Origin of the sequence: Agrobacterium sp. NPDC090273, from assembly GCF_044772305.1 — a bacterium.
GTDB lineage: Bacteria > Pseudomonadota > Alphaproteobacteria > Rhizobiales > Rhizobiaceae > Agrobacterium.
This window is the reverse complement of record NZ_JBIVYN010000004.1, coordinates 23,951-44,113: the sequence shown is the minus strand read 5'-3', so window position 1 is coordinate 44,113 and position 20,163 is coordinate 23,951. Positions and strand designations below refer to the sequence as shown.

Sequence of the window (20,163 nt, the reverse complement as noted above, 5' to 3'; positions counted from 1 at the left end):
AAGACGGCTGGAATAGTCATTCTTCATAACTTTTTTGACGGATAAGCGTGGATGTCCTCAACCTACCCTGAAACTCATGGTTCTGCCGTTTCGGCGGAGCTGAGGGCATTCAATCAGCTTTTCGCAACGCTTCGCTTCGACGGACAAGGGCGCATCGTTGGCGCCAACCACCAATTCTTGCGACTACTTGGCTATGATCTTCAAGAACTTCTTGGTCAGGAAGATACGTTTTTTGTCTCCAAGAGCTATGAGCGAAGCCAGCAGCTCGCGCTCTGGCGAAATGTGCGCAAGGGCAAGCCACAACAGCAGACGGCCTTGTGGGTCAGCAAATCCGGCAAGGAACTATGGTTGAATTGCCGTTACATGCCGCTGGCGGATGAAGAAGGAACGATCACGGAGGTCGTACAGGTCATCGAGGACATCACTGAGCGCGAAGCGCGCGAAGCGGATGCGCGCGGTCAGCTCATGGCCATCAACCGCACACAGGCCGTCGTGCATTTCTCGCTGGACGGTCATGTGCTCGAAGCAAACGAGCTTTTCCTGAATGCCGTCGGCTACGACCATGATGCGCTCGTCGGTAAACATCATTCCGTGCTGGTGGATAACGATGAACGCGCAAGCGAGGCTTATCGCGCCTTCTGGGCTGGGCTGGGGCAGGGCGAACACCGCTCAGGCGAATATCGCCGTATCCGCCAGGATGGTCGGGAGGTATGGCTCCAAGCCGTTTATAGCCCCATTCTCGATGCCGCCGGGCGCCCGTTGAAGGTGGTGAAATACGCCACCGACATTACCGAAGCGAAGATGCGGCAGGCAGACTATCAATGGCAGATCACTGCTATTCACAAGTCCAACCTCGTCATTACCTTCGATATGTTCGGTGCAATTCTCGACGCCAATGATCTCTTCCTTGAGGCGACCGGCTATGATCTTGCCGAGATCGAGGGCCGCCATCACCGCATGTTTGTCGATCCGGCTTACGCTCACGGCAGCGAATACCAGACTTTCTGGCGTGAGTTGCGGCAGGGCAAGCATCGTATGGGTCATTACAAGCGGTTCGGAAAAAATGGTCGCGAGGTGTGGCTGCATGCCACCTACAATCCGATCTTCGATGCCGACGGCAAGCCGGTGAAGGTGGTGAAATACGCCTCCGTCGTCACCGACGAGAAGTTGATCGAGGCGGAGTGCCAGGGCCAGATCGCTGCCATTCACAAGGCGCAATGCGTCATCTCCTTCGCGCTGGACGGGACGATCCTCGACGTCAACGAAAACTTCCTCGATGCGACCGGCTACCGTTACGCCGACGTCATGGGGCGCCATCACCGCATGTTCGTTTCGGAAACCGATGCCGTTTCGGAAGAATACCAGGCCTTCTGGCGCGATCTGGCCGCAGGGTGCCACCAGGCAGGCGAATACCGACGCGTCTGCAAGGACGGCAGCGAAATCTGGCTGCAGGCGACATACAGCCCGATCTTCGACATGAACGGCAGGCCCTTCAAGGTTGTGAAATACGCAATCGACGTCACCGCCGACAAACTCATGCAGGCCGGATATCGCGGCCAGATCGAAGCCATCAACAAGTCGCAGGCCGTTGCCGTCTTCGGACTTGATGGCGTTCTGTCTGACGCCAACGAGAATTTTCTCGACCTCTTCGGATACGGTATCCATGAATTGAAGGGGGCCCATCACTCGATGTTTGTCGAGCGGGATTTCTACGTCAGCGATGAATATGTGACGTTCTGGGAGATGCTCAGAAGCGGCAAATATCATAGCGGATTGTACAAGCGTCTCGCCAAGAACGGCCGCGAGGTCTGGATACAAGCCTCCTACAATCCGGTCCTCGACCTGAATGGCAAGCCGGTCAGCGTCATCAAATATGCGACCGACGTCAGCTCGAATGTGGCACTGGCCGAAGCGTTCGAGGATGCACGTCGTCAGGCACACCACGATGCCGCGACGTCGCTTCCCAACCGCGTCAAGCTGGCCTCCTTCATGGATGCCTCGCTTGCCGGACCGGGAGCGGCTTTGACTGTCTTCTACATCGATCTCGATCGCTTCAAGCCGGTCAACGACACTTATGGCCACCATGTTGGCGACCGCGTTCTCGGCGAAGTGGCTGACCGCATGCGGCGCATGATCGATGAAGATCAAATGGTGGCACGCGTCGGTGGCGATGAATTTGTCATCGTTGCGCCGGGTATGGCGGTCGAAAACATAGAGGCATTCTGCCGCCGACTGATCGAGACGGTGACAAAACCCATTCCTTATGAGAGCGGTGAAATCAGCATTGGCATGTCAATCGGTATTGCCGTTGCCCCGACAGATGGGGAGACACCGGACGATCTTTTACGCGCGGCCGATGCCGCGCTCTATCGCTCCAAGCAGAATGGCCGCGGCGTCTACAGCTTCTTCTCGATGGAGATGAACGACAGGATCGTCAGCCAGAGACGGCTTGCCGAAGATATGCGCCACAGCCTCGCCGCCGGCGATTTTTATCTGGAGTTCCAGCCGCGTTTCGATACGCGCGAGCGCTGCGTGCGCAGTGCCGAGGCATTGGTGCGCTGGGCACATCCTGAACGCGGACGCATTCCTCCGGCCGATTTTATTCCGCTTGCGGAGCGCAACGGCATGATCGTGCCTCTGGGAGACTGGATCTTGCGCGCTGCCTGCACCACGGCGATGAGTTGGGACGGTATTGGCGTCTCGGTCAATGTCTCGCCCGCACAGTTCCGCGATCCGCAATTCGTGCAGAAGGTGAGGGACTGCCTCGCCGAAACCGCCTTGCCTGCGGATCTCCTCGAACTGGAAATTACCGAGGGCGTGCTGCTCGAAGATGCAGATCGTGCGGTAGCCGTCTTGAAGAGCCTCAAGGCTCTGGGCGTCAAACTCGCCATGGACGATTTTGGCACGGGGTATTCGTCGCTCTCCTATCTGCGCAACTTCCCGTTTGACGTCATCAAGATCGACCGCAGTTTCATCACGGATCTTGAAGCCGATGGTAGTGCTCGCTCCATTGTCCAGGCGATCCTTGGGCTCGGGCAGGCGCTTGGTCTATCGGTCACGGCAGAGGGCGTTGAAACCAATGAACAGCTTGCGGTGCTGACGGCAGACCATTGCAGTGAGGTTCAGGGCTTCCTGATGGCAAAGCCGCTGCGCGCTGAAAAACTGCAGGCGCTGTTTTCGGAGATGCCCGAACTGAACAAGGCGATCGGAGAAGGCATTCTGAAATCGGCCTGAAACAAACCGGGTGCGATTTTGATCTCGCAACCACGGGTGCGACACGCCATATAAGGCATGTCGCGCAAAAGTGTTTTGCGGTTTTGTGGTACGGACATGCGAAGGAGAAAAGCATGTCGCGCAAAATCGTCTCATGGTTTTGTAGTGATAATATGCCGGAAAAGCTGTCGCGCTAACGCGTTGAACGGTTTGGCGGTTTGAGCCGCAAAGCAGGAGCGCATCCGTGATGAAATTCGACAATTCCTACGCCCGTCTTCCAGAGCGTTTTAGCGCTGCCGTGCTGCCGACCCCGGTCAAGGCGCCGCAACTTATCGCCTTCAATCATCCCCTTGCCGATGAATTGGGGTTGGATATTTCCGGCCTTGCTGATGACAGACTCGCTGCAATCTTTTCCGGCAATACGGTACCGCAAGGCGCTGAACCTCTGGCTATGGCCTATGCGGGGCATCAGTTTGGCGGGTTTGTTCCGCAGCTTGGCGACGGACGGGCGATCCTGCTCGGCGAGGTCATCGATAGGAACGGCAAACGGCGCGACATCCAGCTGAAAGGGTCTGGCCCCACGCCCTTTTCGCGACGCGGAGATGGGCGTGCAGCACTTGGTCCGGTTCTGCGTGAATATATCGTCTCTGAGGCCATGTATGCGCTTGGCATTCCTGCCACGCGGGCACTCGCTGCCGTGTTGAGCGGAGAGCGCGTGCAGCGTGAGATCGGGCTGCCGGGTGGCGTCTTCACCCGTGTTGCGGCCAGCCACATCCGTGTCGGTACGTTTCAGTTCTTTGCGGCGCGTGAAGACGATGATGGCATCAAGGCGCTGGCCGATTACGTCATCGATCGCCATTATCCAGACGCGACGCAGGCTGATAATCCCTATCTCGCGCTTCTGCAGGCGATCGCGGCACGGCAACTCGATCTTGTGGCTCGTTGGTTGATGGCGGGCTTCATCCATGGCGTGATGAATACAGACAACATGGCCGTTTCAGGAGAAACGATCGATTTCGGCCCCTGCGCCTTCCTTGATGAATACCACCCCAACAAAGTGTTCTCCTCAATCGATGCCCAAGGCCGCTATGCCTATAACAACCAGCCGGGCATCGCCCAGTGGAACATCGCCCGGTTGGCAGAATGCCTGCTGCCGCTGCTTGATCCCGAGGCGGAAAAGGCAGCGGAACTGGCCAACGCCGTTCTTGCGGAATTTGCCGGGAATTTTCCAGGACGCTGGCTTTCCGGCATGCGTCAGAAACTTGGACTGGTGACGGAAGAGGACGACGACACGGCGCTCGTTCAGGCTCTTCTGGCAATGATGCAAGCTTCGGAGGCTGACTTCACATTGACGTTCCGGCGACTGTCTCATGCAGCAGATGGCGATGCCGAAGCATTTCGCGGCATGTTCATCGATCTTGCTGCGGCGGACGCATGGTTGGCGCGTTGGCGTACCAGAGCCGAACGGGACGGCGTGTCTGCAGCCCAACGAAAGGCAGCGATGCTGTCTATCAATCCGACAATCATTCCCCGCAACCACCGCATCGAAGAACTGATCGCAGCAGCAGTCGAAGACGGCGACTTTGAACCATTCCACGACATGCTGGCGGCAATCGCCAAACCGTTCGAGGAACGCGATGAGTTCGCAGTCTACATGCAGGCGCCGATGAACCACGAGCGTGTGTCCCGGACGTTCTGCGGGACGTGACGCGAAACCTCCAGTCGCCGCGCGTCTGCGCGGCGAAGAGAGTTTTCGGGCTTATCGACCTAACCGTATCGCGTTCAGTGCGACGCTGAAATTAGGTCGACGACTCTGAGTCTTCCCTTAGCCAGCCTTGGCAAGCGGCTCATGCGATCCGTAATAATGGCCAAAGCGGTTCGCCAGGAACTTGGGCAGTGCGATTTCTTCCTGCCTGACGAAGCCCTTCTGGGGGAGGGCGCCTTCGGCGAGAAGATCGAGAACCGTGCAGATGCCGGCGGCCGTAGTGATCTGGATTGCGCTCATCATGCGGCCGGACACTGGGCCGGCATAGACCTTGTTGGCGTAGGTCTCCTGCAGGAAGCGGCCTTTCTGCGTGCCGCAGACGGTAACGAACACGATCACAACGTCCTGCATCGTGGCGGGCAACGCGTTTTCAAACAGGTCCTTCAACACGTCGCGGCGATTGCGCAGGTTGAGATCATTGAGCAGTGCTTTCATGATTGCAACATGGCCGGGGTAACGGATGGTGCGGTAATTCATGGTGCGCACCTTGCCTTCCAGCGTGGCGCATAGCGTGCCCAGTCCACCGGAGGTGTTGAACGCCTCGTACGTCACGCCATCGAGCGAGAACTCTTCGCGTTCCTCAAGTGCGGGAACAGCGGTGAGGCGACCTTCGACAATCGCTTCGCATGGCTCGATATATTCGTTAATGAGGCCGTCCGTGCTCCAGGTCAGGTTGTAGTTCAAGGCATTGGACGGATATTGAGGAAGTGCGCCGACGCGCATGCGCACGCTGTCGAGCTTGTCGAAGCGCGACGCGATATCTGCTGCGGCGATGGAGATGAAACCAGGTGCAAGACCACACTGCGGAATTAGGGCCGTTCCAGCTGTTTCGGCCAGAGCCTTGACCTTACGGGTTGATTCAACGTCTTCGGTCAGATCCAGATAATGTGTGCCGACTGCAACCGCGGCCTCGGCGATGCCTGCTGTGAGATGGAAAGGTGCGGCAGAAAGAACGGCAAAACGGCCTTTGAGTAGCGCCTCAAGCGGAGCGCGGTCGGTAATGTCGACGATTTCGGTTTCGACGTTGTCATGCGTCGGCACATTGGCAAGTTGTTCGGCAGAGCGGTCCGCCACTGTGATCTTGTAGTCGCCGGTTACGGCAAGCATCCAGGCGATGGCCGATCCGATATTGCCCGCACCGACAATGACGATATTTTTCATAGGTTTGTTCCCCGCAGTTTGAATGAATATGAGATCCAAAAATGTCGGATTTTGCCGTCGATTCGTAGCTTCACTCTGCCATAATTGCAGGGTAATATTGGTCAGATTGACGATAGGATTGATCATAATGACTATCACAGATAAGGACCGCGCGCTTCTGGCGCTTTTGTCCGAAAATGCCCGCATGCCGGTTGCCGAATTGGCGCGCAAACTTGGCCTTTCACGCACGACTGTGCAGGCCCGGATAGAGCGGTTGGAGACGGACGGCGTGATCGCCGGATATGGTCTGAGGTTTTCGGAAAGCTATCTATCCGGACTGGTTCGCGCCCACGTGCTGATTACCATTGCACCCAAGGCCTTGCCGGCCGTCACCGCCTCGCTTTCGGCAATTCGGGAGGTCACGACACTGCATTCGGTCGGCGGAAGTTTTGACCTCATCGCCATTCTGGCGGCGCCATCCATCGCCGATCTCGATCAACTGATCGATCGGATCGGTGCCCTTGAGGGCGTGGAGCGTACATTGTCGTCGATTATCCTCTCGACGCGGATTTCACGCTGACGCTCGCTCATTGGCCGCGTCATAGGCTTTTTGGGCCGCCATCACAGCTTCGATATTGCCCTCTGCCCAGTGCGCAAGGGCGGCGACCGTTTCCGTCAGCGTGCGTCCGAGGGGCGTCAGCGAATATTCGACCGTTACCGGAACTGTTGGAAAAGCCTGCCGCACGATCAGACCGTCGCGCTCAAGCTTCTTCAAGGTTTGAGACAGGACCTTCTGGGAAATGCCTTTGATTTCACGCCGCAGCAGATTGAAGCGCACGGCCTCCACCCGCAGACGGTCGAGAATGAGAAGTGCCCATTTGTCTGCAAGCCTGTCCAGCACCATGCGTGTCGGGCAGCGGTCTTCATATACGTCGTAGGGGTAGTTCATCGTGTCCCTTTCGCCCCGACAATTGTGACTGCCGGGTTTCCTGCAGGTTACCAGATAACCGAAAAGTGCTCTCTTTTAGCGATTTCCAATCCGCAGTATGTGTTTTCTGGAAACATGGTTTCCGCAAGATACTAAGGAGATTTGGAATGACAGGCAAGATACTCGTGCTCGGTGCAACCGGAACGGTCGGCAATCCTCTGGTGAAAGCGCTGGTAAACAAGGGCGAAAACGTCAAGGCTGCGTCACGCAGCGGCAACGCTGTGGAAGGGGCAGACGGCGTTCGCTTCGATTACGCTGACGCCTCTACCTTCGCGGCAGCCTTTGATGGCGTTGACAGGCTTTACCTCTTGCTTTCAACAGGCCATGTCGATGTTCTTGGCGCATTGTCGCCAGTCGTCGACGAGGCGATCCGCCGCAAGATCAAGATCGTTTTCATGAGTGTCTTCGGTGTCGATGCCGACGATTCCATCCCGTATCGCCAGGTAGAGCTGAAAATCATCGCCTCAGGGGTTCCCCACGTCATTCTTCGTCCCAACTGGTTTGCTGACAATTTTCATACCTTCTGGAAGGCAGGCATCGATCGCGGGCAGATTGCTGTTCCTGCCGGCAATGGAAAGTCGAGCTTTATCGATGTCCGCGATATCGCTGACAGTGCCGCCGCAGCGCTGAGCTCGACAGCCTTCGATGGCAAGGCATTCAATCTGACTGGCCCGGAGGCGCTGGGTTACGCCGATGCTGCAGCAATCATCGAAAAGGCAATCGGCAGGCCTGTTGCCTACAATGCCGTTTCGGATGAAGCGTTTATCGGCATCCTGACAGGTGCAGGCGTGCCGCAGGATTACGCAGCTTTCCTCGCGTCGATCTTCTACCCGGTACGCGAAGGCTGGACGTCAGCGGTGACCGGCGACGTGCAAACGCTAACGGGCAAGGCACCGCGTTCTCTGGAAATCTATGTGGCCGATCACTTGGACGCGTTGAAAGGCTGAAGGGCGTAAAACCCGTCGCGGCCTCCACCGCCGCCTAGGTCGGATCAGTCGAGCCGCGACGGGCCTTGAAGAACATTTTCAGTCGCTGGATATCGTCCGCACTCCACCCCTCTGGTTGCGTCACTTCCATCCAGGCGTCGATGTAATGCTCCGGCGCATAGACATGTCCGTAACCCATGGGTGCCGTGGTGGCGGAGGCGACATCAAGCCCGAGTTGCAGCAGCGTCACGACAGGGAACCAACGGAAGGAAGAGGAAACATCCGGACCGTGGTGAACCATCCATTCCGGACGGCGATAGAGAGACGAAGCCTCGAAAAAGGTGATGGGGTCGCTTGCATATTGCAGGTAAACGATCCGCATCGGCCCCCACGCTGTGTCGAGCATGTGCGCACTCGTATACTGATTGGCGAAGCGGATGACAGACGAATCTCGGAACCGTGGCAGCCATTCCGGTGAGCCTGCGACCCTGCCATTGGTTGCCATGCGCCAGGTGGGACTGGAGAAGGGTGGACCACTCCAAAGCGCACCCTGGAAGGGATCTGAGAGCACATCGTAAAGATCAGAGGATTTCTGCGAATTAAGAGAGCCGAGGCTCAGACCATGCAGATAAAGCTTCGGACGCGTCTCTTTCGGTAACGTTGTCCAGTACCCATAAACGGCCTGAAACAGTGCGCGTGCGGTTTCAACGCCGTAGTTCGGTTCTGTCAGAAGCGCGATCCAGCTCGACAGATAAGAATATTGTACGGCAACGCTGGCGATGTCGCCATCGTGCAGATATTCGACAGTGTCGAGCCCTTCAGGATCGATCCACCCCGTGCCGGTCGGGATGACGATGAGCAGGACCTTTCGTTCGAAGCCGCCGACCCGTTTCAGCTCTTCCAGCGCCAATGCCGCTCTCGCCTCGGGTGTTTCTGCTGAGTTGAGGCCGGCATAAACACGTAACGGTTCCTTGGCACCGCGCCCGGTAAAACCGGAAATATTGCCGGCATCAGGCCCACTAGCGACGAATTCACGTCCGCGTCGGCCAAGCGATTCCCATGTCATTCGCGAAGCGCTGCTGCCTGTCTTGTTCGGGTCCTCGGGGCGCGGCACGTCCGGTTCGATCAACGAATCCACTTGTTTGAGCGAGGAATCCGCGAAACGCAGGCCGATATCGAAAATCAGACCATTCAGAAGCATCCATGACAGAACCACCGCAACGGTAATGCCGATGACATTGGCAAGGCGTTGCGGCAGGAAGTGACGGCTGCGCGACGCAAAGAAGCGTCGCACCAGTTGAAAAAGCCGCCCCAGGAGGATGAGGACGGTTGCGACAGCAAGGGCAATCAGACCTGTTTTGGTGGGGTGCGCACTTGGTAGCGGATCAAGCTCCATCAGCACACGAATGGAGTTTTGCCAATTTGCTGCCTGCCATAGGAAGACGCAGGCCATGATAAGCCCCGCCAGAAACAGTAGAAAGTTTATGCAGCGTTTGTTGCCACGTGAAGGTTCAGGCAGTTCCAGATAGGCCCAGACAGCATGCAGGCATACGCCGATGAGGTAGCCGATCGCAAAGGAGAAACCGCACAACACGCCTTGCATCATCCAGCTTCGCGGCAGGAGAGAAGGGGTGAGTGATGCGCAGAACAGCACAGTGCCGATCACGATCCCGGTTGCTGACAGACCTGCAAACAACCGTGCAATCCATTGTTTCATGGATATTATTTCCCCTTGTCGCCGCACCATCATCCGGGAGTGTAGTATGCCTCACACGCCTGTGCAAACGCCCTTGCGAGATAAAATTCACAAACAAGGAAAATAATCCTAAATTGGATTTTCAGCGCTGCTTGCTTTGGTTCCACACGATTGGGCTAACACGTGAAAACAGGAAGCCACGTAACAACGGGGATAAAAAAGTCGCTGTTTCTATCGGTGGCGTAGTCTTTTTTTGGGGGGGGAGGATTGCGGTGAGCGAATGAGAAATCAGAGCCACGTGCAGTGGTATAATAAACGCGATCATTTTGATGATCTTTTCCCCGACAGGCCTGTCGGGGATGGTGTCAAAACAAGGCTTTTTTCTGGAAGCCTGGACTGTCTTTATTTCTTCGGCGTCTGGGCAGGTTTTTGCTGAGAGCCGGTCTCGCGCATTTGGCGCCATTCGTTTTCAAGACGGTCGTAAACTGTCTGGGGGACTGTCGCTGTCATGGTGGCATTCCTCCTAATGGGTTAACGCTGCAGAATTGCGCGATAAATCGAGATAGCGCGCTAAGGTTCCGTTATTCAAGGAATTTTTTACCCCGAAACTTCGATCTGCGGATTAAAATCGATTAAGATTTTTTCAAATCGATTTAGTCCTGACAACGATCATGTGGAAAAACGGGGTGTTACGATACTGGCGATTTTCAGGGGTTGGAAATGGGATTCGGTTTGCCCGATTCTTCGTCAGAACGACATGCAGGCTATGCATTGAACCCGCGTGAACCAGATGATAACCCGTCTCCATGGCCCGAATGGCCGCGTTTGAATTTTGAATGACAGGTGACACCGTGATCCGCCATATCGTCTTTTTCACCGTTCCTGAGGAAAACCGCGACGCCGTGCGCAAGGGGCTGTCGGGCCTCACTGCCATACCGCATGCGCTGAAGTTGGAAATCGGTGAGAACGTCAAGAAGGATCAGTGGGGCAACTCGGTCGACTTCATCGTTTACGGGGAGTTCGAAAGCGAGGAGGCACTCGCCGCTTACAAGGCAGATCCCGCTTATGATCTTTCGACACGGACGGTAAAGCCTTTGCGCGACACTCGCGTCGCAGCCGATTTCAACAGCGACACCGCAGTCAAGCAGCCAATCCGCTGAACGACCGAACCTGAATCGGTTTCTGAAGATGCGGAATCGTTTTGTGAGGCGTTGCCTCCAAGTGATTCCAGCGATTCAGGATTTTTTGCACGCAGTCGCTCTGGCTGGCGCGGGCTGTCCGCGCCATTGCCCAGATCATAGATCAAAACGGTTATTCAAGCCTGAACGTGCTGACCAAGCCTTGGTTGCGGGTGACTTTGCTCAACGCGACGATTTACGGACTGTCTTCCACAGAGCTGCGAGAAGCACGATCGAGACAAACAACAATACGCTTGCCACGGTGAGTGCCAGGGTTGGTCCACCTCGCTCCAGCACAGCCGTGAAGAAAAGTGGAGCAGCGGCAATTGCGAGGTTTTGCGGTAACGAAATCCTTGCGGCTTGAAGGCCGTATTCCTGCGGCGAAAACACCGCAAGAGGCAGTACCGCCCGGCTGACTGCGACCACTCCGCCACCAAAGCCGAAGAGAACGGTAAAGACAGTGAAAGCCGCCGTCGATGGACCGAGGGCAAGCAATAGCAGCAGCGAGAGCAGGAACAGGATGCTGCCGGCCATCCCGGTGACGAAGGGATTGCCGCGCTTTCCCAACAGAAAATCGAGACCGCGTGCGGAAATGGCGAAAACCCCGCGTGCCGAGGCAAGCTGCAACGCAAGCGCAGAGGATGCTCCCATTGCCAAAAGCAGCGATGGCACGAGAGGCGACAGTCCGAAACTGGTGAAGGCGCTGATTGTCGTCATTGCAGCCAGAAGCAAAAAGGCATGCTGCCGTGCGTCGGTTGTTGCAGCCGCAGGCGTTGTCTTCTGGGATGGCGGAGAGGCCGCAGGCAAGCGTTCCCCCGGCAAGGCGAAAATGTAAAGCGGAACCATGACGAAGAGCTGCAGGCCGGCGAAGATCACCAGCGTGCCGCGCCAGCCGAAGTGGTGCTCGCCATAGGCGGTGATCGGCAGAAAGATGGTTGCGGAAAGTCCGGTGAAGATCATTAACAGCGAGATCATCCGACCGCCGCCTGCGCCGATGCGTTCGACCATCGCTGTGTTGGCCGACGTCGAAAGGCCGCATGCTCCGGCAAATCCCATCACGGTCCATGCAAGGCAATAGCTCAGAAAGCCATTCGAACAGGCGAGGATGCCGAGACCCACAGGAAAGAGCAGCGATCCCGTAACAAGCACGGGGCGGGCGCCGTACCGAGTGAGAGCGCGTCCAAGTGCGGGGCCACAAAAGGCGCTGACCGCCATCATAACCGTCAAGCCGGCAAAGACGAGTTCCTTAGCAAGACCGAGATCGCGTCCGATGGGTGTGCCCAGCAACGCAAGAGATTCAAAGCACGCACCCCAGCCAATGATCTGGCCGATGGCAAGCACAGCGATAAGTCGCACGCGACGCACGGGAATTGCGGGTTCTGACATGGCAGGATGCAGATACTGATTCTGAAACGGAAATGAAGCTTTTGGTAGCAGCGCGCCCTGACATCAACAACCACAATCAGACGAGCCTGCAAGTTAAGGGTGTGCGAATGTCTCAATCGTTTGGTGAGACCCAGCCAACGCACAGATTTCCGCGCTTCATGGGATCACATTTTTGTGGGCCTTCTTTCCTTTCGTCGCATGCGGAGGAATCAGCTTCGACGGTGAGCCGTGGCTTGGCCGTTGAAAGGCCTGAAAACCAATGAGAAAAGGCCTGGAATCGGCAATCTTGGGTCAGTTCGGTGGCGAGGGTGTTCGTTGAGGTAGCAGATTGCGTCATTGGTCGGACACGGTTGGGCGACCTCTAAAGGCGGGCGATGCAGAAATACGATCGAAAGCGGGATGGATCGGCGCTCTTGCAGCGTTTTTCGGCTGTCTTCCAGCCGTTGCGGCCAGATTTGCGGAGGTGTGTAACCCCTCGCTTTTTCCCCGCCTTGCCGGTGGAAAGCTGGCATTCATTTGCCATTCAGACGCTTTACGCTACATATTCAGTCACAATACGATTTGACACGCACCCTGTCTTGTTTGGAAGTTTGTGCAATGGCATCACCTCTCATCATCGCGACGCTTGCAGCCGGGCTCTCCGGTTTCACGGCGCCCGAGGCTGATCTGCAGGGCCGTTACACTCTTGCTGCGAGCGATTGCAGTGCGGCCGTATCCCGCGTGGTCCGCGAAACTGGCGGACAGCTCCTTTCGGTTTATCCCTCCAATGACGGTCAGTCCTGTGTCGTGACGGTACTCGTTCAGGGCAATGGCGAACGTCCGCGCAAGGTTACGATGCGCGTTCCGATGTAGCCTTGCTCGCGGCATCAAAATATCGGAAAACAACCCTTATCAATACAAGAAGACCGAAGCACGAAAACAGGCTGCGGCGGACAGGAAAGGGCGGATCATGCGCATTCTCGTTGTCGAGGACGATGCAAACCTCAATCGCCAGTTGACCGATGCTTTGAAAGAAGCCGGTTATGTTGTCGATCAGGCATTCGATGGCGAAGAAGGCCATTATCTCGGCGATACGGAGCCCTATGATGCCATCGTGCTCGATATCGGTCTGCCGCAGATGGACGGTATCACCGTTGTGGAGAAATGGCGCGCTGCCGGCAAGGCCATGCCTGTCCTGATCCTCACGGCGCGCGATCGCTGGAGCGACAAGGTGGCCGGCATTGATGCGGGTGCCGACGACTACGTGACGAAGCCGTTCCATGTGGAAGAGGTTCTGGCGCGTGTTCGTGCTCTCATTCGCCGTGCTGCCGGTCATGCGTCATCCGAACTGGTCTGTGGCCCCGTGCGGCTTGATACGAAGTCGTCCAAGGCAACAGTCAACGGAACGACGCTGAAACTGACGTCGCACGAATTCCGACTGCTCTCCTATCTCATGCATCACATGGGTGAGGTCGTGTCTCGGACGGAACTGGTCGAACATATGTATGATCAGGATTTCGACCGCGATTCCAACACGATCGAGGTTTTCGTTGGCCGCCTGCGTAAAAAGCTCGGCGTCGACCTGATCGAGACGATCCGTGGCCTCGGTTATCGGATGCAAGCGCCCGCAGATGCGAAGTAACTCACTCACCGCCCGCGTCCTGCTGCTCGCCTCACTTTGGTCGGTGCTGGCGCTGGTGGTGATTGCGGTGGTGATTTCCACGCTCTATCGTCAGGGCGTGGAGCGTAGCTTCACGGATCTTTTGCGCGCCCAGCTCTACAACGTGATCAACTCGATCACGATCTCAAACGAGAATACCCTAGCGGGCAGCCCGCAGCTCGGTGATCTCAGATTTTCACAGCCCGATACCGGCTGGTACTGGGTGGTGGAGCCGCTTGGCAATTTCCAGACCGCACCGCTGGTTTCGTCCTCGCTCGGCGTTGCCTCGCTGCCAGTGCCGGGGATTCTCGATGTACCCTTCGACAATCGCTACGAGCGCTTTTATGCCGTGACCGATGAAGCGGGCAATCGCGTGCAGGTTGCCGAAACGGAAGTGGTACTGGACGGTGAGGGGCGAGCTGCGCGTTTCCGCGTCTCCGGCAACCTCAACGTCGTTGAGGATGATGTTCGGGATTTTTCCAACAGCCTCTATCTGGCGCTCGCGGTTTTCGGTGTCGGCAGTCTTGTCGTTAATGGTCTTGCCATTCTCTATTCGTTGCGCCCGCTTGATCAGGCCCGTGTTGCACTTGGCAAGATTCGAGGCGGCGAAGCCGAAAGCCTCGAGGGCGAATTCCCACGGGAAATCCAGCCGCTGGCAAATGAGGTCAATGCGCTGATCGACAGCAACCGCCGTATCGTGGAGCGCGCCCGAATGCAGGTGGGCAATCTGGCGCACTCGCTGAAAACGCCGATTGCCGTGTTGTTGAACGAAGCACGGACGCTGGAGCCGCAGCATGGTGATCTCGTACGGGCACAGGCAGATGCCATGCAGGCTCAGGTGCAGTCCTATCTGTCACGTGCCCGTATCGCGGCCCAGCGCGGCTCGATTCTGGCCCGTGCTGAAGCTGAACCGGCACTCGAGCGGCTGGTGCGCGTCATGCGCCGCCTGAACCCCGACAAGCAGTTCTCCCTGGTATTCGATGTGCCGGGCAGTGTTCTGGCGATGGAGCAGCAGGACCTCGAGGAAGTCGTCGGCAACCTCCTGGAAAATGCGGCCCGTTTCGCGAAGCATCAGGTGATCGTACGGGTCGCCGCAGGTACCCATCCGTCGTCAGACCCGGAGATTGCCCGCCGAGCCTGGATCGAACTGACGGTTGAGGATGACGGGCCGGGACTGGAGCCGGAACAGATCAGCGAAGCGATGAAGCGTGGCAGGCGCCTTGATGAAAGCCGACCGGGAACGGGTCTCGGTCTTTCCATCGTCAGCGAAGTGGTGTCGGAGTATCATGGCCGTTTCTCTTTGTCGCGCAGCGCGATTGGCGGTCTGAAGGCCGATCTGATTTTGCCTGGACTGTCGAAAGAACTTGCGTGATCCAAGAAAAAAAGCAAGAAATTCAATGGCGATACAATGCGTGCAATGCGATGGTAGTGAGGACTGAGTTTGGTTGACGTTTACGATAACGGCCGTTCCGTAACGATGCGTTCTCTGGTGTCGCGCCCTGTGCTTCTGTCGGTCCTCTGCGTGTCGATGTTAAGCGCCTGCACGACGACAAACACGCGGACAGCAAGCAGTGGCGGTGGGCTGTTTGGCCGCTCGTCGCAGCCTTCCACGCCGTTCCTTGCCAATCTCCAGGGCGGTATCGTTGGACGCAGCGGTGTGCAGCTTGACCGTGGTGACCAGACAAAGGCGCTTGAGGCCGAATATCGTGCACTTGAGACTGCGCCGGTTGGAACACCGGTAAGCTGGACCGGCAACGATGCCAGCGGGCAGGTTATCGCCAACGCGCCATACCAGGTCGGAAACCAGAATTGCCGGCAATATTCCCATACGCTGACGGTAGACGGCAAGGAAACGCGCGTGCGCGGTGCAGCCTGTCGCAACCCTGATGGAAGCTGGTCACCATTGACGTAAATCAAGGCGCAGTGTGCTTGCCTGATCCAGAAAGCGCCTGTCGCTGGAAGAGTGGCATGCGACGTGATGTCTCAAATTTACGTCATTCCCAATACGCGTGTTTTCATGCGGCGCGCATTCGAGTAATTGAGCCTCTATGTTCTGGATTGTCGTTGCAATATTGACGGCGGCTGTCGCCATCACCCTGATGTATCCGTTGATGCGGAAGACCGAGGTGGCTGAAAGCCGCCGCGACGGAGAGGTTGCCGTTTACCGCGATCAGCTCGGAGAGCTTGAGCGCGAGCGTCAGGCGGGCCTGATCGGTGACACGCAGGCTGAATATGCGCGCGCCGAAATCGGTCGTCGCCTGCTGGCCGCAGCCGATGCCGAGGAGACCGCGAACTCCGTTCGCCCAAGCCGCCACAATCTGGCCGTCTCCTTTATCACTGTCCTGCTTCCAGCACTCGGTCTCTGTCTTTACATTTGGCAGGGAAGTCCGGATGCCCCGGACTTGCCGCTCGAGGCACGTCTTGAAAACCCCGGCAACGACATGAACCTGTTGATTGCCAAGGTTGAGAGACATCTGGCGCAGAATCCAGCGGATGGCGGTGGATGGGATGTGCTTGCTCCGATCTACTTCAAGACCCAGCGTCTGGGTGACGCCGAAATGGCTTACCGCAATGCTATCCGTCTGCTGGGAGAAAATCCGGAACGCCTGACCGGTCTCGGCGAGACGCTGGTCGCAATGAATGACGGCATTGTCATCGAGGCTGCCCGGTCGTCCTTCGAGGATGCCGAGCGTCAGAGACCCGGTAATCCGCGAGCACGTTTCTATCTGGCGCTGTCTCTGGAGCAGGCTGGCAAGATGCCGGAAGCGCAGGCGGCGTTCACCGCACTTGCCAAGGATGCATCGGCCGGTGCGCCGTGGCTGCCGCTTGTGCGTGAGCATATTGCCCGCACGACCGGAGCCGGTACTGGTGGCGTAGCGCAGCCTGGACCAACGGCTGAAGATGTTGCCGCGGCAAAAGACATGGCGCCCGCCGACCGGCAGGCGATGATCGAGGGGATGGTCGAAAGCCTTGAGGCCAAGATGCGCGACAATCCTGCCGACTTTGATGGATGGATGCGCCTGGTTCGAGCCTATGCCGTTCTGAAAAACGGCAACAGGGCGAATGAGGCGCTGAAATCAGGTCTTGCCGCGTTCCCGCCGCAGGGCGAACAGGGCAAACAGCTTCTGGCGCTCGCCAGGGAACTCGGAATTTCCACTGACGGACTTGTGCCGCAGGAGGGTGCAACACAATGACCCGCAAACAGAAACGGCTTGCAATCATCGGCGGCGGCGTGAGCTTCATCATGATGGCGGTGCTGCTCGTCATGTTCGCTTTCGGCCAGTCGATCGCCTATTTCTACATGCCTGCCGATCTGGAGAAAACACCGGTCAATCCGGGCACACGCATTCGTCTGGGTGGACTGGTTGCGGAAGGCTCGGTCAAGCGGGGTGAGGGCAGGATTGTAAGCTTTACGGTCACTGACGGATCGGCCACCGTGCCGGTGACCTATACCGGCATTCTGCCGGACCTGTTCCGCGAGGGGCAGGGTGTGGTGACGGAAGGCACGTTTGACGCAGCGACACATGGTTTCGTTGCCGATAGCGTTCTGGCCAAGCACGACGAGAACTACATGCCGAAGGAAGTCGCTGACCGCCTGAAAGACAAGGGGCTGTGGCAGCACACCGAAGGTGACGGGGCTTCGACGGACAAGACCGGAGCGACGCAATGATCAACGAGATCGGCCACTATGCACTCGTTCTGGCGCTCGGCGTCGGTTTGACCGTCTCGATCCTGCCGGTCATCGGTGCCCGCCGCAACGACCGGGCGCTGATGGACATCGCATCGCTCGGCTCGGTGGTGATGTTTCTTCTGGTATCGTTGTCCTTCGCGGCCCTGACGCGCGCTTATGCCGTTTCGGATTTCTCCGTCCGCAACGTCTGGGAAAATTCCCATTCGCTGATGCCGATGCTTTACAAGCTGACGGGCGTGTGGGGAAATCACGAGGGGTCCATGCTGCTGTGGCTGCTGATCCTCGTATTCTTCAGTGCGCTTGTTTCCGTGTTCGGGCGCAACCTGCCGGAGACGCTGAAAGCCAATGTCCTTTCCGTCCAGGCGTGGATCGGTGTCGCGTTCCTGCTCTTCATTCTGCTGACGTCCAATCCCTTCCTGCGCCTTGATCCGGCGCCCGCCGAGGGACAGGATCTCAACCCGATCCTCCAGGATTTCGGTCTCGCCATTCATCCGCCACTGCTCTATCTCGGCTATGTCGGTTTTTCGGTCTGTTTCTCCTTTGCTGTTGCAGCGCTGATCGAAGGCCGGATTGATGCCGCATGGGCACGTTGGGTCAGGCCCTGGACGCTGGCTGCCTGGACTTTCCTGACGGCCGGTATCGCCATGGGGTCTTACTGGGCCTATTACGAGCTCGGTTGGGGTGGTTGGTGGTTCTGGGACCCGGTTGAAAACGCATCCTTCATGCCGTGGCTTGCCGGAACGGCTTTGTTGCATTCGGCTCTGGTCATGGAAAAGCGCGAGGCGCTGAAAATCTGGACAGTGCTGTTGGCGATCATGACCTTTTCGCTGTCGCTGCTCGGGACGTTCCTCGTTCGCTCCGGTGTTTTGACCTCGGTGCACGCCTTCGCGACCGATCCAAGCCGTGGCATCTTCATCCTCTGTATCCTGATGATCTTCATCGGCGGTGCCTTTGCCCTGTTTGCCTGGCGGGCACCGGAGTTGAAGGCAGGCGGGTTGTTTGCGCCAATCTCGCGTGAAGGCGCGCTCGTTCTCAATAACCTGATCCTGACAGTTGCGACCGCGACTGTGCTGATCGGTACGCTCTATCCGTTGATCCTCGAAACATTGACGGGAGAGAAAATCTCCGTCGGCGCACCGTTCTTCAATCTTACCTTCGGCCTGTTGATGGTGCCGATCCTGATCGTGACGCCGTTCGGTCCGCTGCTCGCATGGAAACGCGGCGACCTGCTTGGAGCATTTCAGCGCCTTTATGTGGTTGCAGGGCTTGCCGCACTTGCCGGTCTGACACTGTGGTACGTGGAAAACGGTGGCCCGGTCCTGGCAGCGCTTGGCATCGCTGCCGGTTTCTGGCTGGTATTGGGCGCATTCGCTGATCTGTGGTATCGAGCAAATTTCGGCAAACTCGCCTTCTCCATTGCTTTCCGACGTCTGAAGGGTCTACCGCGTTCGGCCTTTGGAACAGCACTTGCCCATATGGGGCTCGGCATCACGGTGCTTGGCATCGTGATCGTCACCACCTTCGAAACCGAAACCGTGCTCGAGATGAAGCAGGGCATGACTGCTGAAGCCGGTGGCTACAGCCTGACCTTCGACGGCATACGCCATGCCGTCGGTCCAAACTTCACCGAGGATCGCGGCCATTTCACCGTTCGCAAGGCGGGCGTTGAAGTCGGCGATGTCTGGTCATCGAAGCGCCTCTATACCGCAAGACGCATGCCGACCACCGAAGCGGGTATCCTGACCTTCGGTTTGAGCCAGCTTTACGTGTCGCTCGGCGATCCCATGGAAGATGGCGGTATCGTCGTGCGTATCTGGTGGAAGCCCTTCATTCTCTGCATCTGGGGTGGAACGCTGTTCATGATGTTGGGCGGTTTCGTTTCGTTGTCTGACAGACGGTTGCGCGTCGGTGCGCCAAACCGCAAGGCAAAGCCGGTTAAAGCGCCGACGCTGGAGGCTGCGGAATGATGCGCAAACTGCTTGTGGCGCTGCTGCTTTCACTCCTTGCCTTGCCGGCCTTTGCTTTCAATCCCGACGAGGTGTTGAAAGACCCGGTGCTGGAAGGGCGGGCGAGAAATCTGACGTCGAAGTTGCGCTGCATGGTCTGCCAGAACCAGTCCATCGACGATTCCAACGCTGAACTGGCTCGCGATCTTAGAGTTTTGGTGCGCGAACGATTGACTGAAGGTGACAGCGATCAGGCTGTGATCGATTACGTGGTGTCGCGCTACGGCGAGTTCGTGCTGCTGAAACCGCGTCTCAGCCTGCGCACCGTTCTCCTTTGGGGCGCCCCCATTCTCCTCATTCTTGCCGGATCTTTTGCCGTTTTCGTGTTCTCCCGTCGCCGGGCTGCCTTGCCGCAAGGCACAATGTTGACGCCGGAAGAAGAAGCGAGAATCCGCGGCCTTACTGAAAAATAAGCGGTTTATTTTCCGCGTCTGAAGTCTTTTCCAACATTACGATTTTTTCATTCGTCAGACACTTCGCTGTAAGGTGTCGCCTCTTATATCTTCATCATCCACCGCTTCCCCGGTCAAACGGG

17 protein-coding genes are annotated in these 20,163 nt (G+C 57.4%); 13 read left to right on the top strand and 4 right to left on the bottom strand.

The window, feature by feature from the left end; all coding sequences use genetic code 11:
• Positions 1-51: 51 nt before the first annotated feature.
• Together ACIQT8_RS12190 and ACIQT8_RS12185 are read left to right on the top strand one after the other, a co-directional pair.
• Positions 52-3,234 (top strand): PAS domain S-box protein, encoded by a 3,183-nt coding sequence (locus tag ACIQT8_RS12190; RefSeq protein ID WP_400965511.1) that lies wholly within the window; start codon positions 52-54, stop codon positions 3,232-3,234.
• Positions 3,235-3,460: 226 nt separating this feature from the next.
• Positions 3,461-4,921 (top strand): YdiU family protein, encoded by a 1,461-nt coding sequence (locus ACIQT8_RS12185; protein WP_400966326.1) that lies wholly within the window; start codon positions 3,461-3,463, stop codon positions 4,919-4,921.
• A gap of 117 nt (positions 4,922-5,038) precedes the next feature.
• On the opposite strand, the gene ACIQT8_RS12180 is transcribed toward ACIQT8_RS12185, so the two are convergent.
• The gene (locus ACIQT8_RS12180) at positions 5,039-6,139 is read right to left on the bottom strand and encodes a saccharopine dehydrogenase NADP-binding domain-containing protein (protein ID WP_400965508.1); all 1,101 of its coding nucleotides are present in this window, start codon (positions 6,137-6,139) and stop codon (positions 5,039-5,041) included.
• A 127-nt stretch (positions 6,140-6,266) separates the two neighbouring features.
• Here ACIQT8_RS12180 and ACIQT8_RS12175 point away from each other — a divergent pair, with 127 nt between their 5' ends.
• Entirely contained in the window at positions 6,267-6,698 is a 432-nt protein-coding gene (locus ACIQT8_RS12175; RefSeq protein WP_138794889.1) for an Lrp/AsnC family transcriptional regulator, read from the top strand.
• Here ACIQT8_RS12175 and ACIQT8_RS12170 read toward each other — a convergent pair.
• Positions 6,690-7,067: a winged helix-turn-helix transcriptional regulator gene (locus ACIQT8_RS12170; protein ID WP_400965505.1), complete on the bottom strand. Its 378-nt coding sequence runs from the start codon at positions 7,065-7,067 to the stop codon at positions 6,690-6,692. The genes ACIQT8_RS12175 and ACIQT8_RS12170 overlap by 9 nt on opposite strands.
• Before the next feature lie 146 nt (positions 7,068-7,213).
• On the opposite strand from ACIQT8_RS12170, the gene ACIQT8_RS12165 reads away from it, so the two are divergent.
• Positions 7,214-8,053, top strand: coding sequence for an SDR family oxidoreductase (locus tag ACIQT8_RS12165; RefSeq protein WP_400965502.1), 840 nt, complete (start codon positions 7,214-7,216; stop codon positions 8,051-8,053).
• A 34-nt stretch (positions 8,054-8,087) separates the two neighbouring features.
• Here ACIQT8_RS12165 and ACIQT8_RS12160 read toward each other — a convergent pair whose 3' ends face one another.
• Positions 8,088-9,749, bottom strand: a complete 1,662-nt coding sequence (locus tag ACIQT8_RS12160; RefSeq protein ID WP_400965499.1) for an alpha/beta hydrolase — start codon at positions 9,747-9,749, stop codon at positions 8,088-8,090.
• Between the two features lie 815 nt (positions 9,750-10,564).
• On the opposite strand from ACIQT8_RS12160, the gene ACIQT8_RS12155 reads away from it, so the two are divergent.
• Entirely contained in the window at positions 10,565-10,888 is a 324-nt protein-coding gene (locus tag ACIQT8_RS12155; RefSeq protein WP_210271353.1) for a Dabb family protein, read from the top strand.
• Between the two features lie 201 nt (positions 10,889-11,089).
• Here the strand turns inward: ACIQT8_RS12155 and ACIQT8_RS12150 are convergent, their stop codons facing one another.
• Positions 11,090-12,292 carry an MFS transporter gene (locus tag ACIQT8_RS12150; RefSeq protein WP_400965496.1) on the bottom strand — a complete coding sequence of 401 codons (1,203 nt, stop codon included), beginning with the start codon at positions 12,290-12,292 and terminating at the stop codon, positions 11,090-11,092.
• Positions 12,293-12,889: 597 nt separating this feature from the next.
• On the opposite strand from ACIQT8_RS12150, the gene ACIQT8_RS12145 reads away from it, so the two are divergent.
• From ACIQT8_RS12145 to ACIQT8_RS12110, 8 genes are all read left to right on the top strand, one after another.
• Complete coding sequence (locus tag ACIQT8_RS12145; protein WP_138794894.1) at positions 12,890-13,144, top strand: hypothetical protein; 255 nt, start codon at positions 12,890-12,892, stop codon at positions 13,142-13,144.
• A gap of 97 nt (positions 13,145-13,241) precedes the next feature.
• Entirely contained in the window at positions 13,242-13,913 is a 672-nt protein-coding gene (locus ACIQT8_RS12140; protein ID WP_003497063.1) for a response regulator transcription factor, read from the top strand.
• Complete coding sequence (locus ACIQT8_RS12135; protein ID WP_262525042.1) at positions 13,903-15,303, top strand: HAMP domain-containing sensor histidine kinase; 1,401 nt, start codon at positions 13,903-13,905, stop codon at positions 15,301-15,303. The genes ACIQT8_RS12140 and ACIQT8_RS12135 overlap by 11 nt, the downstream gene beginning before the upstream one ends.
• 105 nt (positions 15,304-15,408) lie before the next feature.
• Complete coding sequence (locus ACIQT8_RS12130; RefSeq protein WP_138794983.1) at positions 15,409-15,843, top strand: hypothetical protein; 435 nt, start codon at positions 15,409-15,411, stop codon at positions 15,841-15,843.
• A 136-nt stretch (positions 15,844-15,979) separates the two neighbouring features.
• Positions 15,980-17,125 (top strand): c-type cytochrome biogenesis protein CcmI, encoded by a 1,146-nt coding sequence (gene ccmI, locus ACIQT8_RS12125; RefSeq protein WP_400965491.1) that lies wholly within the window; start codon positions 15,980-15,982, stop codon positions 17,123-17,125.
• Entirely contained in the window at positions 17,122-17,601 is a 480-nt protein-coding gene (gene ccmE, locus ACIQT8_RS12120; protein WP_400965488.1) for a cytochrome c maturation protein CcmE, read from the top strand. Before ccmI ends, ccmE begins: the two co-directional genes overlap by 4 nt.
• Positions 17,598-19,589 (top strand): heme lyase CcmF/NrfE family subunit, encoded by a 1,992-nt coding sequence (locus tag ACIQT8_RS12115; protein WP_400965486.1) that lies wholly within the window; start codon positions 17,598-17,600, stop codon positions 19,587-19,589. The genes ccmE and ACIQT8_RS12115 overlap by 4 nt, the downstream gene beginning before the upstream one ends.
• Positions 19,589-20,041 carry a cytochrome c-type biogenesis protein CcmH gene (locus ACIQT8_RS12110; RefSeq protein WP_400966323.1) on the top strand — a complete coding sequence of 151 codons (453 nt, stop codon included), beginning with the start codon at positions 19,589-19,591 and terminating at the stop codon, positions 20,039-20,041. Before ACIQT8_RS12115 ends, ACIQT8_RS12110 begins: the two co-directional genes overlap by 1 nt.
• Positions 20,042-20,163 lie beyond the last annotated feature (122 nt).